Below are 14,369 nucleotides of genomic sequence, written 5' to 3' on the forward strand. Positions count from 1 at the left end.
GCGCAAATCCGGTCAACATGACTCAGGGGATGCGCATGAGCAAGGCCCCTGGTCCTTCGAGTTCGACAAGATGCAGGCCCGCGTGGCCGCCGTGCGCATTCACGCCCATGCACTGGCCGAAGAGCTGCCGACGCACCAGCATCGGCAAGGACAGTTGGCGATGGTGCTGCGCGGCACCGTGACCTGCGAGGTGCCGGGCGCGCTGTGGATGGCGCCGCTGCACGGTGGCTTCTGGATTCCCGGCGGCGTGCCCCACAGCCTGCGTGTGTCGCGGGGCGGGAATGTCTGTTTTCTGTTCGTTGAAGACGCTGCCGCGGTCATGCCGCCGACCTGCTGCGCGCTGGGCATCAGCCCCTTGCTTCGCGAACTCATTCTTCGCCTGGTCGTCGTGGCCGGGGACCCACAGTGCGAACCGCGGGCGCAGCGGCTGCATGCCGTGCTGCTGGACGAGCTGGTGCGCATGCCGACCGAGGCCCTGTACCTGCCGGTGTCGGAGGAGCCGCGCCTGCGTCGGCTCCTCGATGCGTTGATGCGCGACCCGTCGGACCGGACCACCGCAGCGCAGTGGGCGTCGCGCCTGGCCATGAGCGAGCGGACGCTGACCCGCCTGGTGCAGCTCGAAACGGGCATGTCCTTCGGCCGCTGGAGCCAACGCCTGCGCCTGATCGTGGCTCTGCAATGGCTGACCTCAGGCCTTTCGGTGCAGCAGGTGGCCAATGACCTGGGCTACGACTCGGTGAGTGCCTTCATCGCCATGTTCAGGAAGGCCATGGGCCAGCCACCGGCGCGCTATCTCGCGCAGCGCCGCTAGAACCTGCGTGCGTAGCGCAGCTGCAGGAAGTTCTCACCGGGGTTGGGGTGCTTGATGCCTGCGTTCGAGAAATGCTCCAGGCGCAGCGCGATCTCGTGTTCGCGCTGCGCGCCGAAGCTGCGGCCGACCGCCAGGTGCGTGCTGAAGTTGAAGCTGGTCGAGAAGCTCTTTTGCCGGGTCCTGTAGCGCGACGAGGTGGCGGTCAACCCGACGCCGGTTTCGAAGAACCACGGCGAGGAGCCTTCGTCAGGGCGGTAGCGCAGCACGGGAACCAGCGCGAGCTGCGACAGGTGCGACAGCCCGGCGCGGTCTGCCGCCTGGATCCGCCAGTACGCGTAAGAGGTCTCCAGATAGCTGCTCAGCTCGCCCGGCCCCAGTTGCCATCGATAGGGCAGGTCCCAGGTCAGCCCCGCGGTCAGCGTACGGGTACCGTGCGCCGAGCCGAACTGAGTGAAGAGGGAAGAGGGGTGGTGCGCAGGCGTGTCAGCGCGCGCCACCAGCGAAATGCAAGCGACGATACCGAGAAGGACCATCGCCGCGCCATGTCGCTTGCGACGCAGTTGCGGTAGCCGGAGTTTGAAGTGGAAAGTAGGGTCGGACATTTGATTTGCGGGTGCTTCGAGCAGCGCGGGTCTCGCGGTGTCGTCGAATGCATGAGGCTCGGCAGTTCAAGGGCGACGCGCGCTGGCCAATGACGAGGTCGAGCCCACGGTGAATGCAAGTGCGGCATCGGCGGGTGCAGCCGCCGGCGCATCTGCGGGCGTTTCGAAGCGTCCGCCAAGGCGATTGCCGGCCGGGTCTTCGAGGGTGCCGCGGGCGATCAATCGGTATTCGCCTGTGCGCCATGCGGTGTATGGCGTGAACGACCAAGTGCGCTCGCCGTTTTTCAGCAGGGCTTGGCCGCTTACGCGCCGGCCGTGTGGGTCTGCGATCGCGATGTAGTCGGCTTCCCGGCCATCGATGGCATCGTCCAGCGTCACGACCAGTGCTTGTTTCGATGCGGCGCGCACGGACGACAGGCGCCATGCCGACACCACGGGACCGCTCGTGTCCGGGGGGCCGACGCGCCAGCGATGGATGGGATGGTCGTCAAGCGTCAAGGTCACGTCGTCTCCGTCGACCAGGATCGGCCCCAGGGAGTCACGCGCGTTCAAGCCGGTCTTGACGCGGCCTGGATGCATCAGCACGGTCAAGACTCGACCGCTGGGCGACCAGAGTTCCTGCTCGAGAAACGGTTGCGTGAGCGACTTTCCGTCGGGGCGCAGCAGTGCGAGCCTCGGCAGCACCGGGCCTTCGATCCGCGTCGCGAACTCGATGGACAGGCGCAGCAGGTTGGCCGGCACCTGGCCAGCGGACGGCTGAACGCGCACCATTTGCGCAACTGCGGGGGATGGCGCGGCTGGTCCGGCGTGCGACGCGCCCAGCGTCACGGCGAGCGCCACGGCACCGCATAGTCGGCGAAGACGCACGGCTTACTCCGATGCCTTGATCAGGTCCGGGAAGCCTTCGTCCTTTAGCAGGATGTCCTGCCGGGGTTTGATGTTCTGCAGCTGGAAGTTATCGCCCTTGAAGCTGTACTCTGCGAAGGCGTACTCCGAGACGTGGTCGGTCAGCCGAAAACTCAGTTCCTTGCCGATGGAAACGAGCTGCAGCGCGTCCTTCTCGAGCCGGCGACGCACGACGACGAACGATTTCTCGTCGAGATTGTCCAGCCGCAGCGTACCGGCCAGCGGGGCCTGCATGACTTCGACACCTGCGAGCTGGCCGAAAGGCACCTGCTTCTCGATGCCAGGACGCGAACCCGTCGCCTCCAGTTGCGACACGGGAATGACGTTCGACACACGGTCGAAGTTCGCCAGCAGCAGGAAGTCTTCGGTCTTGCCTTGCTCGGTGCGCGAATAGGCAATCATGTCAGCCGGCGTGTTGCCGTACCCGAGTTCGGCGACGGTCTTGCCGCGGATATGCGCGCCGTCCTTCAGTTCATCCAGTGGGATCGTCACCAGCGGCGTGCAGGTGTAGGCGGCCACCAGGTAGGGCTTGCCGCCCCAGCTCGCAAAGCTCATCGCGCGGATCGGCGCGCGCGTCTCGATCAGGTTGTGGCCCGCGTGGTAGATCTCCACCGAGGTGATCGACTGCTTCGCGTCGAAGGGGTACTTCACCCGGCGCAGCGTCGAGGCGAAGTCCTGGTTGGAGAGACCGGCAACGAAGAGTTCGCCTTCGCGCCACTTCATGTCGGTGACGGTGAAGCTGCGCTCAGGCGTTTCCTTCCAGAAGCTGTAGTCCGAGGTGGGCGCGTCGCGCAGTGCGACCGACGTAGAGGCCGCCGCCTTCAAGTCGACGCGGCGCGCCTTCTTGTCGCTGGTGACCATGATGAGCGCCGGCGTCTTCGCGGCGCCGTAGCTCACAGCGACGTACACCTGCGCGGTGCCAGGCCGCACGACCATGTCCTCGACGGTGACCTTGGCGCCGCCGACCTGGGCGGAGAGCAGGCTCTCCAGGTCAAGGATGTTGAACGCCGTGCCTGCCGGCTGCTGATGTGCCGCAGGTAGCGAGAGCGCGTGGACGCGGGCGGCTTTCCAGTCGGCGATGAACAGGATGTTGCCGGGACCCGCGGCAAGGCGGGAAATGGACTTCACGTCCGCCGCGACGGCGTTGAGGGAGGCACCGAGGCAGCAGGCGAGGGCGGTGACGATGGTGCGCAGACGCATGGGGAGCTCCTTGAAGGGTGGGATGGACCCATCGATCCTAGGAACGGCCGGCCCTCAGCGGTAGGTATGCGAGAGGGAGCACGGCGTTGTCTGCAAGGCACCAATGCGTTCGCGGCCGGGCGCTCACCATGGACTTACCAGAGGCTCTCGAGCAGCGCGTCGAGCTTGACGCTCGCGTTGTTGCCCAGGTCGGCGACTTCGTTGGGATAGTTCTTCTTCAGCAGCCGAGCGACCTCGGGGAGTTTGGCCCGGTCGAGATCGAAGGCGCCGATGCGATCGGGCAAGCCGAGAGACCGCACCACCTGCGAGATGCTGTCGGCCAAGCGAGCGGGGGCATCCACGTCGCGCGAAGCGCCGGCATTGCCCGCGATGAAGATGCCGAGCTTGTCGCCGTAGAAATCCGCGCAGGCGCGAATCACCGGTGCCAGCGTGATGCAAGACGTCGCACTGTGCGGCAGCCCGAAGGTGCCGCCCAAGATATGGCCGATGCGATGGCTCAGCCCGTAGATGACCGAAGCCGGCGAGAAGTAGCACTGCCAGGCCGCCAGCTGCAGCTGCAGCAGGTCGTCAGGGGTCACCAGCCCCTTGTCCAGTGCCTCGCGCGTGTTCATGGCCTGCGGCCACTTCTGCAGCACCTTCAGGAACCGCTCCAGCCCGCTGGCCGCCATGATTGCGTGGGGGTGTTCCTTCGTCACTTTGCGCATGCCCTCAACCGCATGGTCCATGCCCTTGATGGCGGACGACAGCAGCAATGCGCGCGGCGTGTCGGACACGAGCACAGGATCGATCACGACCACCTTAGGCACCGTTTCGCGTACCGCGTAGCTGCGTTTGAATTTCTCTGGACCGTCTGTCTCGGTGATGCCGAAGTAGTGAGAGAACTCGGAGCCCGAGAGCGTTGTAGGCAGGGCCGCGATGGGCAGGTAGCGACCGGTCTTTTCTTGGTGAAGGTGCGAAACAGCCTTGGCCGCATCGAGCACCGAGCCGCCGCCCAGCGCCACGATCGATTCGGCACCGGCCTGCAGGCAGGCGTCGAGGCCGGCCTGCACCGCCACGTCCGGCACGTGCGCTGGCAGTTCCATGAAGCTGCCCACGGACTGCTTCAGGTTGGGGCGTACGCACTCCTGGTAGAGCTTCGTCAATGGTTCGACGGTGAACGCCATCGGCCGATGGATGCCGTGCTCGCCGAGCCGTGCCACCGCGCCCTGCAGGATGTGCTGGCCCCAGAAAATGCCGTCTTGCGGCAAGCAATTCAAATGATTCATCTCGATCGGCCTTGTGGAAGTCAGGGCCGAAAAGATAGGTCCTTCACCGATCGCTCACAAGCCACTCTTTGCCAGACGCAGCGTCCATGTTCGTGGACGACGACGCCGCGCCGCGCGGGCGCTTCACTCGAAGTTGCGCGGATGGTCGAAGGCCGTGACGACCGGCATTTCCACGGCGAGGAAATCGACCAGCGAACGCACCGCGGGAAGCAGTCCGGTGCGAAACGGAATCAGTGCCGAGATGCGCGCATCCGCTGCCGACCAATCGGGCAGCAGTTGCTGCAGCGTCCCGTCCCGCAGCTCCGTCCTGCAGATGTAGCCCGGCAGCGCCGCAATGCCCAGGTTGGCGCACGCCGCCTCCTTCAGCGCGACCATGTTGTTGCTCTGAAAGCGCGGGTCGATGGGCATGACGAGTTCTTCGTTGTTTGGCCCCTTCAGTTGCCACTCCAGCGGCCCATTGCGCACCATCGCGACGCTGGCGTGTCGTGCAAGTTCCGCGGGGCTCTCGGGTACACCGTGTTGCGCAAGGTAGGCCGGACTGGCGAACAGGTACCAGGGCACATCGGCCAGCGCGCGCTGCACCAGTGTGGAGTTCTGCAGCGAGGCCGTGTGCCCGCGTATCGCAAGGTCGAAGCCTTCGCCCACGATGTCCACGTACCGGTCGGTCGCGATCTCAACGATGCGCACCTTCGGGTACCGGTTCAGGAAGACGGGAAGAATCTCGCGCAGCGCAAACTGCGCAATCTCTACAGCGGTGGTCAGTCGGATCACGCCGCTGGGTTCGGCCAGGCGCTGGCGCACCGCCTCTTCGGCGACGTCGGAGCTGTGCAGCATCGCGACCGCGTACTGGTAGAACTCCTTGCCGATGTCGGTCATGCCGAACTGGCGCGAGGTCCGGTTGAGCAGGCGCACGCCCAGGTAGCCCTCGAGTTCCTGGACGCGATGGCTCAGCGTCGACTTCGGCAGGCGAAGCGCCGACCCGGCGGCCGTGAAGCCTCCGCGGTCGACGACTTGGACGAAATAGAAGACATCCTTCAGATCCAGCATCGCAATCCTGGTGAGAGAGCAGGCAGGCCGCGCAGCATGTGCAGCGACAGCGCTGGCGCCGAGGATAGCGCCGCTGCTGCCTGCCCGCTATCCCCCAGCGTCAGGCGGCCTCGACCACCGGCTGCGCCACGCGCAGCGAGCGCGCCACCGAGGCGACGCGCCGGCCTTGGTAGGTCGCAACGGCGAGGTCTTCGGCGCCGGGCATCACCGCGTCGCGGTTGGAGACGTGGGTCGCGCCGTACGGGGTGCCAGCCGCGAACATGGCCGGGTCGGCATAGCCCAGCGGCACGATGATCAGGCCCAAGTGCGCCATCGGGCCGTACAGGGACAGCAGCGTCGCCTCGTTGCCGCCGTGTTTGGAAGAGGTCGAGCCGAAGACCGAACCGGCCTTGCCGTTGAGCTTGCCCTGGAACCAGAGGCCGCCGAGTGAGTCGATGTAGGCCTTGAGCTCGGCGGCAATGGAGCCGAAGCGCGTCGGCGTGCCGAAGACGATGGCATCCGCCCAGTCGGCGTCGGCCTCGGTCGGGGCTTCGTACTTGGCGTTCATCTCGCTGGCCCGCTCGGACCATTCGGGCACCTGGCGCATGACCTCCGGTGCGACGAACTCCCGCGCGCGGCGAAGGCGCACTTCGGCGCCCTCGGCCATGGCGCCTTGTGCGACGGCCTTGGCCAGAAGCTCGGTGGAACTGTTGCGGGAATAGAAAGCGATGAGAACCTTGGGTTTGGACATGGGTTGACCTGTGTGGGAATCTGAAAAAAAGAAGGGTCTTGTGCGCCGTCAGACGGCAATGGGTTCCAGGCGCGCGAGCAGTTCGTCCTTGCGCTCGCGCAGCCATGGCGGCAGTTGGAACTCCGCACCGAAGTGGCCGGGTTCTTCGTCGATGGCAAAGCCGATGTCGGTGGTTGCGGCCTCGAACATCACGCCGCCGGGCATCTTGAAATACATCGAGCGGAAGTAGTTGCGGTTGACCGATTCGGAGGTGTCGATGTGCCCCATCGACATCAGCTTGTCCTTGATCTGCATCTGCTGCTCGACGTTGTCCACCGCAAAGGCCACGTGGTGGATCGTGCCCTCGCCGTAGATCGACGAGCCTTGCAGGCGGTCGGGTTCGTGCACGAATTCGACGATGGTGCCGGGCTTGCCGTCCGCGGTTTCGAAGCGGTGGTGCGGGCCCGATTGGCCGGCGTAGTGGAAGTCCAGCGCCTCCTTCATGAAGATGATGGATTCATCGACCTCGCGCAGCGACAGCGTGATGCTGTGCACGCCGCGGATCGCGACCTCGGCCGGAATGTCGTGCGCGATGCAGGGCGGGCGTGTGTCGTTGTCGGAGGCCACGAGATCGAACTCGATGCCGCAGGGGTGCTGGAAGCGCTGGCGCTGCTCGCCGAAGCGCTCGACGACGGCCTTGTCGAAGGTGACGCCATGGGCGCTGAAGCGGTCGCGCCAGAAATCCAGCGAGCCGGCTGGCACCGAATAGTTGATGACCTTGATCTGGCCCGAGCCGCGGCGCCCCTTCACGCCCTTCTGCTTGAAGGGGAACGACGTGACCAGCGTGCCGGCGTCGCCCTGTGCGTTGCCGTAGTAGAGGTGATAGACCGGCTCGTCGCCGTCCAGCAGCACCGTCTTCTTGACGAGGCTCTGGCCCAGCAGCTTGACGTAGAAATCCACGTCTTCTTGCGCGCCGCTGACGCACGCGGTCAGGTGATGAAAGCCCTTGATGATCGACATGTGAGTGCCCTTCTTTGAGTGTGGTGGGTGGCTAGTGGGTGAACGAGGCGAATTGCTCGACCGGTGTTTTGTGCAAGGTCATGCGGTTCTCCGGCATGCCGTTGTTGGCCCAGCCCAGCGACATGCCGGCGATCACCATCTCGTCGGCCGGAATGCCCAGCTCCGCCCGCAGGACATGGTGTTGCAGTGACCAGATCTGCTGCGGGCAGGTGTCCAGGCCCCGGCCCCTGGCGGCCAGCATGATGTTCTGCAGGAAGCAGCCGTAGCACAGGAAGCTGGCCCATTCGAGACGCCGATCCATCGTGAAGATGATCCCGACCGGCGCATCAAAGAACAGGAACTGGCGTTCCACGTCGCGCATGCGTCCCACCTTGTCGCTGCGATGCACGCCTTGTGCATCGCCGAGCTGCCCGCGAAAGGTGTTGAAGCGCGTGCCGTACGGTTCGTGCAGCGGTTGGGGGAAGAAGGGGTACTCCGGGGCCAGCGTGGCATGGTTGGCGCGGAACTCCGCCACGGCGGCCCGGGTGACACGGTCGCGGGCTTCCCCGGTCACGACATAGCAGCGCCACGGTTGCGTGTTGCTTGAGCTGGGCGCATGGCTCGCGGCCGACAGGATGTCCTTCACTGTGTCGACGGGAACGGGCCGGTCGAGGAAGCCACGCTTGCTGCGTCGATCCCGGATGAGGTTATCGATGAACGGTGCCGAATTCATTTCCAGAATCTCCATCAGTAGGTTGGCTGACATGGGTGTCTCTTGCGGTGTTGTTATTGAATTCACGCGATCTCTTGAAGGCTGGGGAAATCGTAGGCAGACGGGTGGCGCCTGAGAAGACATTGCTTCTTGCACGCACGGTCCGACAATCGCGAACGATCGGGGCGTTTCATTTCCCCTGCCGCACCATGTGAGGGCACACGGGCGGCGGATCACCAATGAAGGTGCGCGCCGACCAGAGTTCGGGGAACGGAATCTCGTCCATCGTGGGCGCGAGCCATGCGACGCCTTCAGTGCCGAAGTACGCCGGTCGCGCACCGAAGGTTCGCCGCGTCGCCATCAGGTGGCGAAATTTCCAGTTGCAGAAGCCTTCTGCGATGTCGGCCAGGGTCTCGCCGAGCTGTTGGAGCTCGATGTTCGCGTGCGGGTCGGCATAGATCTGGCGCCAGACCTGTTCGACGTCGCGACTGGGGCTGTAAGGGGCTCGCAGGTCGCGCGCGAGCACCTCGGCCGGCACGTTCAGTCCACGACGCCGGAGGAACGCGAGCACGTCGTCATAAAGGCTCGGTTCGCCCAGCGCCTGATTGAGCTGTTCCCAGCGATGGGGTTGCGGCTCGAAATGCTGCAGGTGCTCGGCCTGCTTGATGCCCAGCAGATAGACCATCTGCCGGTAGGTCCAGCCTTGGAGCGCCGTGTCCTTGCCGTGCGTGGCAACCGCGCGCGAAAGGATGGCGAGCAGGTCGTTCGGCGTCATCCAGTCGATCGAGCGCCAGATGGCGTCCAGCGGCGCGTGGTGTGCCACGACGCGCTGCAACGTGCGCCAGGCCTGCGGCAGATCGTCGGCCCGCAGGAACGCCTGGGCCGACTGGATCTCCTTGATGATGAGCATCCAGTAGAGCTCCGACACCTGCACATGCACGATCCAGGCGTGCTCGCCCGGATGGTCGCTGACCGTGCGCTGCAGCGAGTGCAAGGTGTCAGTCTGCATCCATGCGCTGTAGGGTGTCTGGCCGCCCGCAGGACGGTCGATGGTCTGAGGGGTGGGGGTGTCGCTCACGGTGTGCTCCTGGTGGTGGGGGGATAGGTCGTCGATGCGCCGGCGTGCAGCAGGCGTTCGATCTGCTGTGCGATGTGCAGCAGGGCGCCGTCGTGACCCGGCTTCGCCACGATCTGCAACCCGATGGGCAGCCGGGCGTCGCGTGCGGGCAGCGGGATCGAGAGGGCGGGGAATCCGGCGACATTGAACGGCGCCGTGTAGGTCATGAGCGCCTCGCGCACCGTGCCGGACCAGAGACCGATGTCGATCGATGCCTGGCCCACGCGCGGCGCGGTGCAGGGGCAGGTCGGGAGCACGAGGTAGTCGAGCACCGACATGGCCCGATGCAGCCGGGCAGTGAAGTCACGCCGCGTCTGCTGCGCGCGCGCGTAGTCGCCCAGCGTGAGAGTTCGGGCGCGCTCGAGCCGCTCGATGGTCTCGCGGCCGTAGTGGGCTGCGATGCGTTCAGCGTCGTAGCGCCGGAAGTGCTCGACTCCGCCTTCGGTGAGGACGATGTGCGCAAAGGCCTCGAAGACGCCGTCGAGCAGCTCCGGCGCGTCGAGCGGCGTGCACGCAAAGGCCTGGCCGAGTCTCGCCACGGCGGCGTCGAAGGCGTCCGCGACATCGGCGCCCAACGGCACGGGTGCAACCTCGCGCACCACGCCCAGGCGCAAGGGGGCCGATGCAGCGCGATGCGACGTGTCGATGCCGAAGGCACTCGCCAGCAGCGCGACATCGTCGACGCGCGCCCCTAGGATGCCGGGATGATCCAGCGTCGGCGCCAGCGGAAAGATGCCGCGCGTGGGCAGCGCGCCGAAGGTCGGCTTGAAGCCGACGACCCCGCACAGCGCAGCCGGGATCCGCACCGATCCGCCGGTGTCCGTGCCGAGGCCGGCCGCGACGGCGCCGCAGGCGATGGCCGCCGCCGCGCCGCCGCTCGAACCGCCGGGAATGCGTGTGCGGTCCCACGGATTCAAGGTGTCGCCGAAACTGGCGCTGGCCGTGGTCACGCCCCACGCGAACTCGTGCGTGGCCGTCTTGCCGATGGGAATGGCGCCGCGTTCGACCAGCGCACGCACGACGTCGGCATCGGCAGTCGGCACGTGTCCGAGCCAGGCGGCCGAGCCGTAGCTGGTTTCTATGCCATGGGTGTCGATCAGGTCCTTGATGCCTATGGGCAAACCTTCCAGCGGTCGTGGCCGACCTTGCGCATAGCGCGCGTCGCTTTGTGCCGCAGCCGCCAGCGCGCCTTCCCGGTCGATGGCGGCGAACGCGCGCAGTTCTCGCTTGCTGGCCTGTGCGGCGTCGAGCGCCTGCGCGACCAGCGCCACGGTCGTGATGCGCCGTGCGGCCAGTGCTTCGAGCGCAAGGCGCGCACCGGGTGCGCGAGGGATCACGGGGGATGGCGTGCGATCAGCGGTCAAGGTTTTTCTCCGTGCTCAGGTAGGCGTGGGACGACCGCACCCGCCATTACGAAGCGACGGGTGGAAGGGAACGAGGGTGGAAAAAACAGCGGCTGGGCTGCTCGGCGAGACTTCAGGCCGTGGCGGCGGCCCGGCAGTCAGCCAGGGCATCCATGTAGCGGGAGTGCGGCATCGACCCGATCGATGCCTGGACCGCTTCCTTGCACAGGGACAGGCGCCTGGCCAGTGCATCGGCGTAGCGCGCGACGTGAGGCAGCGCCTCCCACATCGACGGCAGGCCGAGGTAGTTCAGCCGCACGAGGTTGACGCCCCAGAACACGTCGGCCAGGGAGAAGGGGTGGCCGTTCACGAAAGCGAACGACCCCGCAGCCAGGTCGCGCTCCAGGTCGAGGAGCAGCTGCTTCGTCTGCTCGCGCGCCGTGCGTTGGAAGACGGGATCGCGCGATACCTTCTTGCCGCCGCTTTCCTTCACGATCTTGGCGCGGTAAGCCGCCACCAGCTCGGGCTGGTCCGCGTTGTCGGCAATCAACCGCTCCAGCGCCATGACCTTGTAGTCATACACCGTCTGCATCGAAGCCTTGAGTGCGTCGGGCCGCAGATCCGCATCCGGATGAAAACCGTAGAGCAGGGCGCCGTTGGCGATCCGGTCGACGATGCCGGCCTGACGCAGGACTTGCACACGTGCATCGGGTGCATCGGGAACGAGCTGGACCGGGGTGCGCGAGACGCCGTCGAGATAGATGCAGATGCGTTGCGAATCAGCAATCACGCGGCCGGTGTCGTAGTCGACGAGCAATGGCACGACACAGGGATCGAAGCCTTCCGAGTCGACCGAGGTCCGCCCGCTGTAGCCGCTGACGTACTCGCGGTTCAGTTCACGCGCAGCGACCAGGCGCAGGCGGATGTAGGCAGGGCTGTAGTGTTCGGCCGGGACCAGTGCACCGTCTTCCATGGTGCTCAGGATGCGCATGTCGTTGGAGCGGTACGGCAACGCCTTCTCGTGCAGCACCGTGCGCACTTTCTGCGAGCACAGCGAGCTTGCCGCATGGAAGAGTTCGAAGCGCGGTTGCGAGCCAGCGCCCACGGTGGTGATGCGGGCGGGGTCCGCAACGGCGGCGCGCGCGGCGGCGGCCATTTCGATCAGCAAGGCACGACTCGTCATCACATTCCTCATCTGCCTGCGCGGCAGGCACACCAACCAACAATCAATGAGCAGCTTTTCGTTCGATCCATCTGTGGATGAACGCAGGCAAATCGTAGGGAGGCGGCCGGTGATTGAGAAGGCGTCGGACCTTGTACGCACGGTTCCGGAATGTCGAACGATCGAGGGCGAGGTTCAGCTTTCGGATGCCTGGCCGGCTTCGGGAATCAAGGGTACCCACCCGCGCTGGCCGCGCACGCGCACCAGCCAGTCCCGGATGCCGGCAAAGCGGGCCATGTCGTAGCCGCCCTGGTCGGCCAGTGACACATACGCGGAAAGTGCCAGGTCGGCGACGGTGTAGTGCGTGTCCACGAGCCATGTGCGGCCGCGCAGCCACTGGTCGAGTTTTTCGAGGCCTGCGTACCCGTCGACGCGCAGCCGTTCGATGTCCTGCTGCCTTTCCTGGGCAAGGCCGTGCAGGTGAAGCACGCGCGGGATGGCAATGGCTTTCTGGAGGTCGGCCTGTTCGAAGAAGAGCCAGCTCATGACCTCCGCCTGCAGGTACGGGTCGTCGGGAAGGTAGGGCGTTCCTCGGGCAAGATGCAGAAGGATCGCGCCCGATTCGACGATCGGGCGCCCGTCGTCGAGCACCAGGACCGGCACGCGTGAGAACCGGCTGATCTGGCCAAACGCGGGTTCGCGCGTCTCGCCCTTCTGCAGATCCAGCGTGACGCGTTCGTACGCCAGGCCCAATTGGCTCAGCAGGATGCGGATCTTCCAGGAGTTGCCCGACAGACGGCTGTCGTAGAGACGCAGCATGGTTGACTCCATCAAGTGATGGCCCGCGAAAGGCCGTGCCGCGATTTTCGCTGGAGAAAGCCGTTGCTGCTACGGGTGCGTCAGGCGTTTCAGTGCGGCTGCAGATGAAGGGCCAGGAAATCCGCGGTCCTGCGGTTGGCCAGGGCCGCAGCTTCCGCGTTGTAGGCCGTGCCGCGGTGCCGTGCAAACGCGTGGCCACATCCGGGATAGCTGTAGACCTGCACCTGCGACTGTCCGTTCAACGCAGATGCGATCTGCCGCTGCGCATCGGCGGGAATGTACTCGTCCTTCTGCGCGAGGTGAACGATCAGTGGGTTGGCGATCCGGTCCGCTTCGCGGACATGCTTGTCCGCGTTGCCGGGGTAGTACGCCACCGTTGCGTCGGGTCTCGCACGCGCGGCCGTGAGGAAGGCCAGCAGGCCGCCCAGGCAGTAACCGACCACACCGATCTTGCCCGTGACCTCCGGCATCGCACGGGTGGCCTGTACGGTGGCGGCGATGTCGCTCACACCCGCATCGAGATCGAAGGCGTTGTACAGGACCTGGGCTTGCGCGAGCTCCGCTTGCGTGCGGTCGGAGAGGTCGAGGCCCGGCGCGATCCGCCAGAACAGATCGGGGCAGACAGCCAGGTAACCTTGCGCCGCGAGTTCATCACAGGTCTGGCGCATGTCGGCGTTGACGCCAAAGACTTCGTGGATGACGACGATGGCCGGCGCGGGGAGTTTCTGCGGACGGGCGACGTACGCGTTGAAGCTGCCCCCCGTGGTGGCGATCCGAAAGGGCGCGTGCATGGTTTTCTCCTCAGGCGGGCTGGTCGGCGCTGAGCCAGAAGGCAACGTTGCGCACGTATTGTTTCGTCGAGCGAAGCGCTTCGGAAAAGCGGATGATTCCATCGCCGGCCGGTTCAGCCACGAAGGAAGGACAACCGGCCGAAGGGTCCCAGTTGTAGTCGGCGAAATGATGAAAGGTCGACTGCGCGATGGCCCGACCACCGTGCTCGGAGTGCTCGAACGCGACCGCGATGTTGAAGCGCCTGCCGGACAGCGAGCTCTGCCCTTCCATGACGACGCGGCAGCTCGAATCACCGGGCGGTACGCCGACCGTGCCTTCATGCGGGTGCGCGGGAAGGTACTGGATCACGCCCGTGGCCGAGCGCCTGTCGCGCATCACCGGGTGAATGCTGCCGACCGACCGGATGCGCTGATAGTCGCCGTTTGCGCCCGAGTGGTAGTTGGGCCACGAGATGGCGCCCGAGAATGGGTTGTCGACGCACTGGCGGTTCGTATCGGGCTCGCAGTTGCGGCTGTGGAAGTGGTGTGCGGCGCCGACGCCACTGAGGTTGCAGATCGAACTGCCCAGGTCCATGTGGTCACGCGTGACCATGAGGCCACCGCCGCGACGGCGGAATCGGCTGATGCTCGCGCAGTCCTCCGGTGTCAGGCCGTCGCCGGTATCGACGGCAAAGAGCCAGAGCTGGTCAAAGTCCGATTCATCCAGCGTCGACAGCACGGGGTCGGGAGCAGTGCGCGACGAACGGTCGCGCGCAGTCACCTGGAAGGCGGGGCGACCGTTGTCGTCCTGAAGCTGCGAGAGAAACGAACCCAGGCGACTGAATCGCGAAATGTTCCAGTCGTCCGGGTCTCCTTCGATCGTGGTTTGCAGCAAAAGATTCAGCAT

General features: G+C 65.7%; 15 protein-coding genes. 1 reads left to right on the plus strand and 14 read right to left on the minus strand.

Going from position 1 to position 14,369, the window contains the following annotated elements; genetic code table 11:
- The first annotated feature begins 70 nt into the window (after nt 1-70).
- Entirely contained in the window at nt 71-811 is a 741-nt protein-coding gene (locus IG196_RS08305) for an AraC family transcriptional regulator (protein WP_225616970.1), read from the plus strand.
- Here the strand turns inward: IG196_RS08305 and IG196_RS08310 are convergent.
- The 14 genes from IG196_RS08310 to IG196_RS08375 form a co-directional block, all read right to left on the minus strand.
- A complete protein-coding gene (locus IG196_RS08310; protein WP_225616971.1) occupies nt 808-1,344 on the minus strand; it encodes an acyloxyacyl hydrolase in 537 nt (178 codons plus the stop codon). The two genes, IG196_RS08305 and IG196_RS08310, sit on opposite strands and share 4 nt — an antisense overlap.
- Before the next feature lie 135 nt (nt 1,345-1,479).
- Entirely contained in the window at nt 1,480-2,253 is a 774-nt protein-coding gene (locus IG196_RS08315; protein WP_225616972.1) for a hypothetical protein, read from the minus strand.
- 30 nt (nt 2,254-2,283) lie between these two features.
- The gene (locus tag IG196_RS08320) at nt 2,284-3,519 is read right to left on the minus strand and encodes a hypothetical protein (protein ID WP_192195762.1); all 1,236 of its coding nucleotides are present in this window, start codon (nt 3,517-3,519) and stop codon (nt 2,284-2,286) included.
- A 134-nt stretch (nt 3,520-3,653) separates the two neighbouring features.
- The gene (locus IG196_RS08325; protein ID WP_192195763.1) at nt 3,654-4,784 is read right to left on the minus strand and encodes an iron-containing alcohol dehydrogenase; all 1,131 of its coding nucleotides are present in this window, start codon (nt 4,782-4,784) and stop codon (nt 3,654-3,656) included.
- Nucleotides 4,785-4,907: 123 nt separating this feature from the next.
- Nucleotides 4,908-5,831: a LysR substrate-binding domain-containing protein gene (locus IG196_RS08330; protein WP_192195764.1), complete on the minus strand. Its 924-nt coding sequence runs from the start codon at nt 5,829-5,831 to the stop codon at nt 4,908-4,910.
- A gap of 100 nt (nt 5,832-5,931) precedes the next feature.
- Nucleotides 5,932-6,561 carry an NAD(P)H:quinone oxidoreductase gene (wrbA, locus tag IG196_RS08335; RefSeq protein WP_192195765.1) on the minus strand — a complete coding sequence of 210 codons (630 nt, stop codon included), beginning with the start codon at nt 6,559-6,561 and terminating at the stop codon, nt 5,932-5,934.
- A gap of 48 nt (nt 6,562-6,609) precedes the next feature.
- Nucleotides 6,610-7,560 (minus strand): ring-cleaving dioxygenase, encoded by a 951-nt coding sequence (locus IG196_RS08340; RefSeq protein WP_192195766.1) that lies wholly within the window; start codon nt 7,558-7,560, stop codon nt 6,610-6,612.
- A gap of 31 nt (nt 7,561-7,591) precedes the next feature.
- Nucleotides 7,592-8,272, minus strand: a complete 681-nt coding sequence (locus IG196_RS08345; RefSeq protein WP_192196948.1) for a nitroreductase — start codon at nt 8,270-8,272, stop codon at nt 7,592-7,594.
- Between the two features lie 169 nt (nt 8,273-8,441).
- The gene (locus IG196_RS08350; protein WP_192195767.1) at nt 8,442-9,329 is read right to left on the minus strand and encodes a tryptophan 2,3-dioxygenase; all 888 of its coding nucleotides are present in this window, start codon (nt 9,327-9,329) and stop codon (nt 8,442-8,444) included.
- The gene (locus IG196_RS08355; RefSeq protein ID WP_192195768.1) at nt 9,326-10,732 is read right to left on the minus strand and encodes an amidase; all 1,407 of its coding nucleotides are present in this window, start codon (nt 10,730-10,732) and stop codon (nt 9,326-9,328) included. The genes IG196_RS08350 and IG196_RS08355 overlap by 4 nt, the downstream gene beginning before the upstream one ends.
- A gap of 112 nt (nt 10,733-10,844) precedes the next feature.
- Nucleotides 10,845-11,894: a glutathione S-transferase family protein gene (locus IG196_RS08360; RefSeq protein WP_192195769.1), complete on the minus strand. Its 1,050-nt coding sequence runs from the start codon at nt 11,892-11,894 to the stop codon at nt 10,845-10,847.
- A 174-nt stretch (nt 11,895-12,068) separates the two neighbouring features.
- A complete protein-coding gene (locus IG196_RS08365) occupies nt 12,069-12,692 on the minus strand; it encodes a glutathione S-transferase family protein (protein ID WP_192195770.1) in 624 nt (207 codons plus the stop codon).
- Nucleotides 12,693-12,781: 89 nt separating this feature from the next.
- Entirely contained in the window at nt 12,782-13,483 is a 702-nt protein-coding gene (locus IG196_RS08370; RefSeq protein WP_192195771.1) for a dienelactone hydrolase family protein, read from the minus strand.
- 10 nt (nt 13,484-13,493) lie between these two features.
- Nucleotides 13,494-14,369, minus strand: a complete 876-nt coding sequence (locus IG196_RS08375; protein WP_192195772.1) for a hypothetical protein — start codon at nt 14,367-14,369, stop codon at nt 13,494-13,496.

The organism is Variovorax sp. 38R, from assembly GCF_014843395.1.
Lineage (GTDB): Bacteria > Pseudomonadota > Gammaproteobacteria > Burkholderiales > Burkholderiaceae_C > Variovorax > Variovorax paradoxus_H.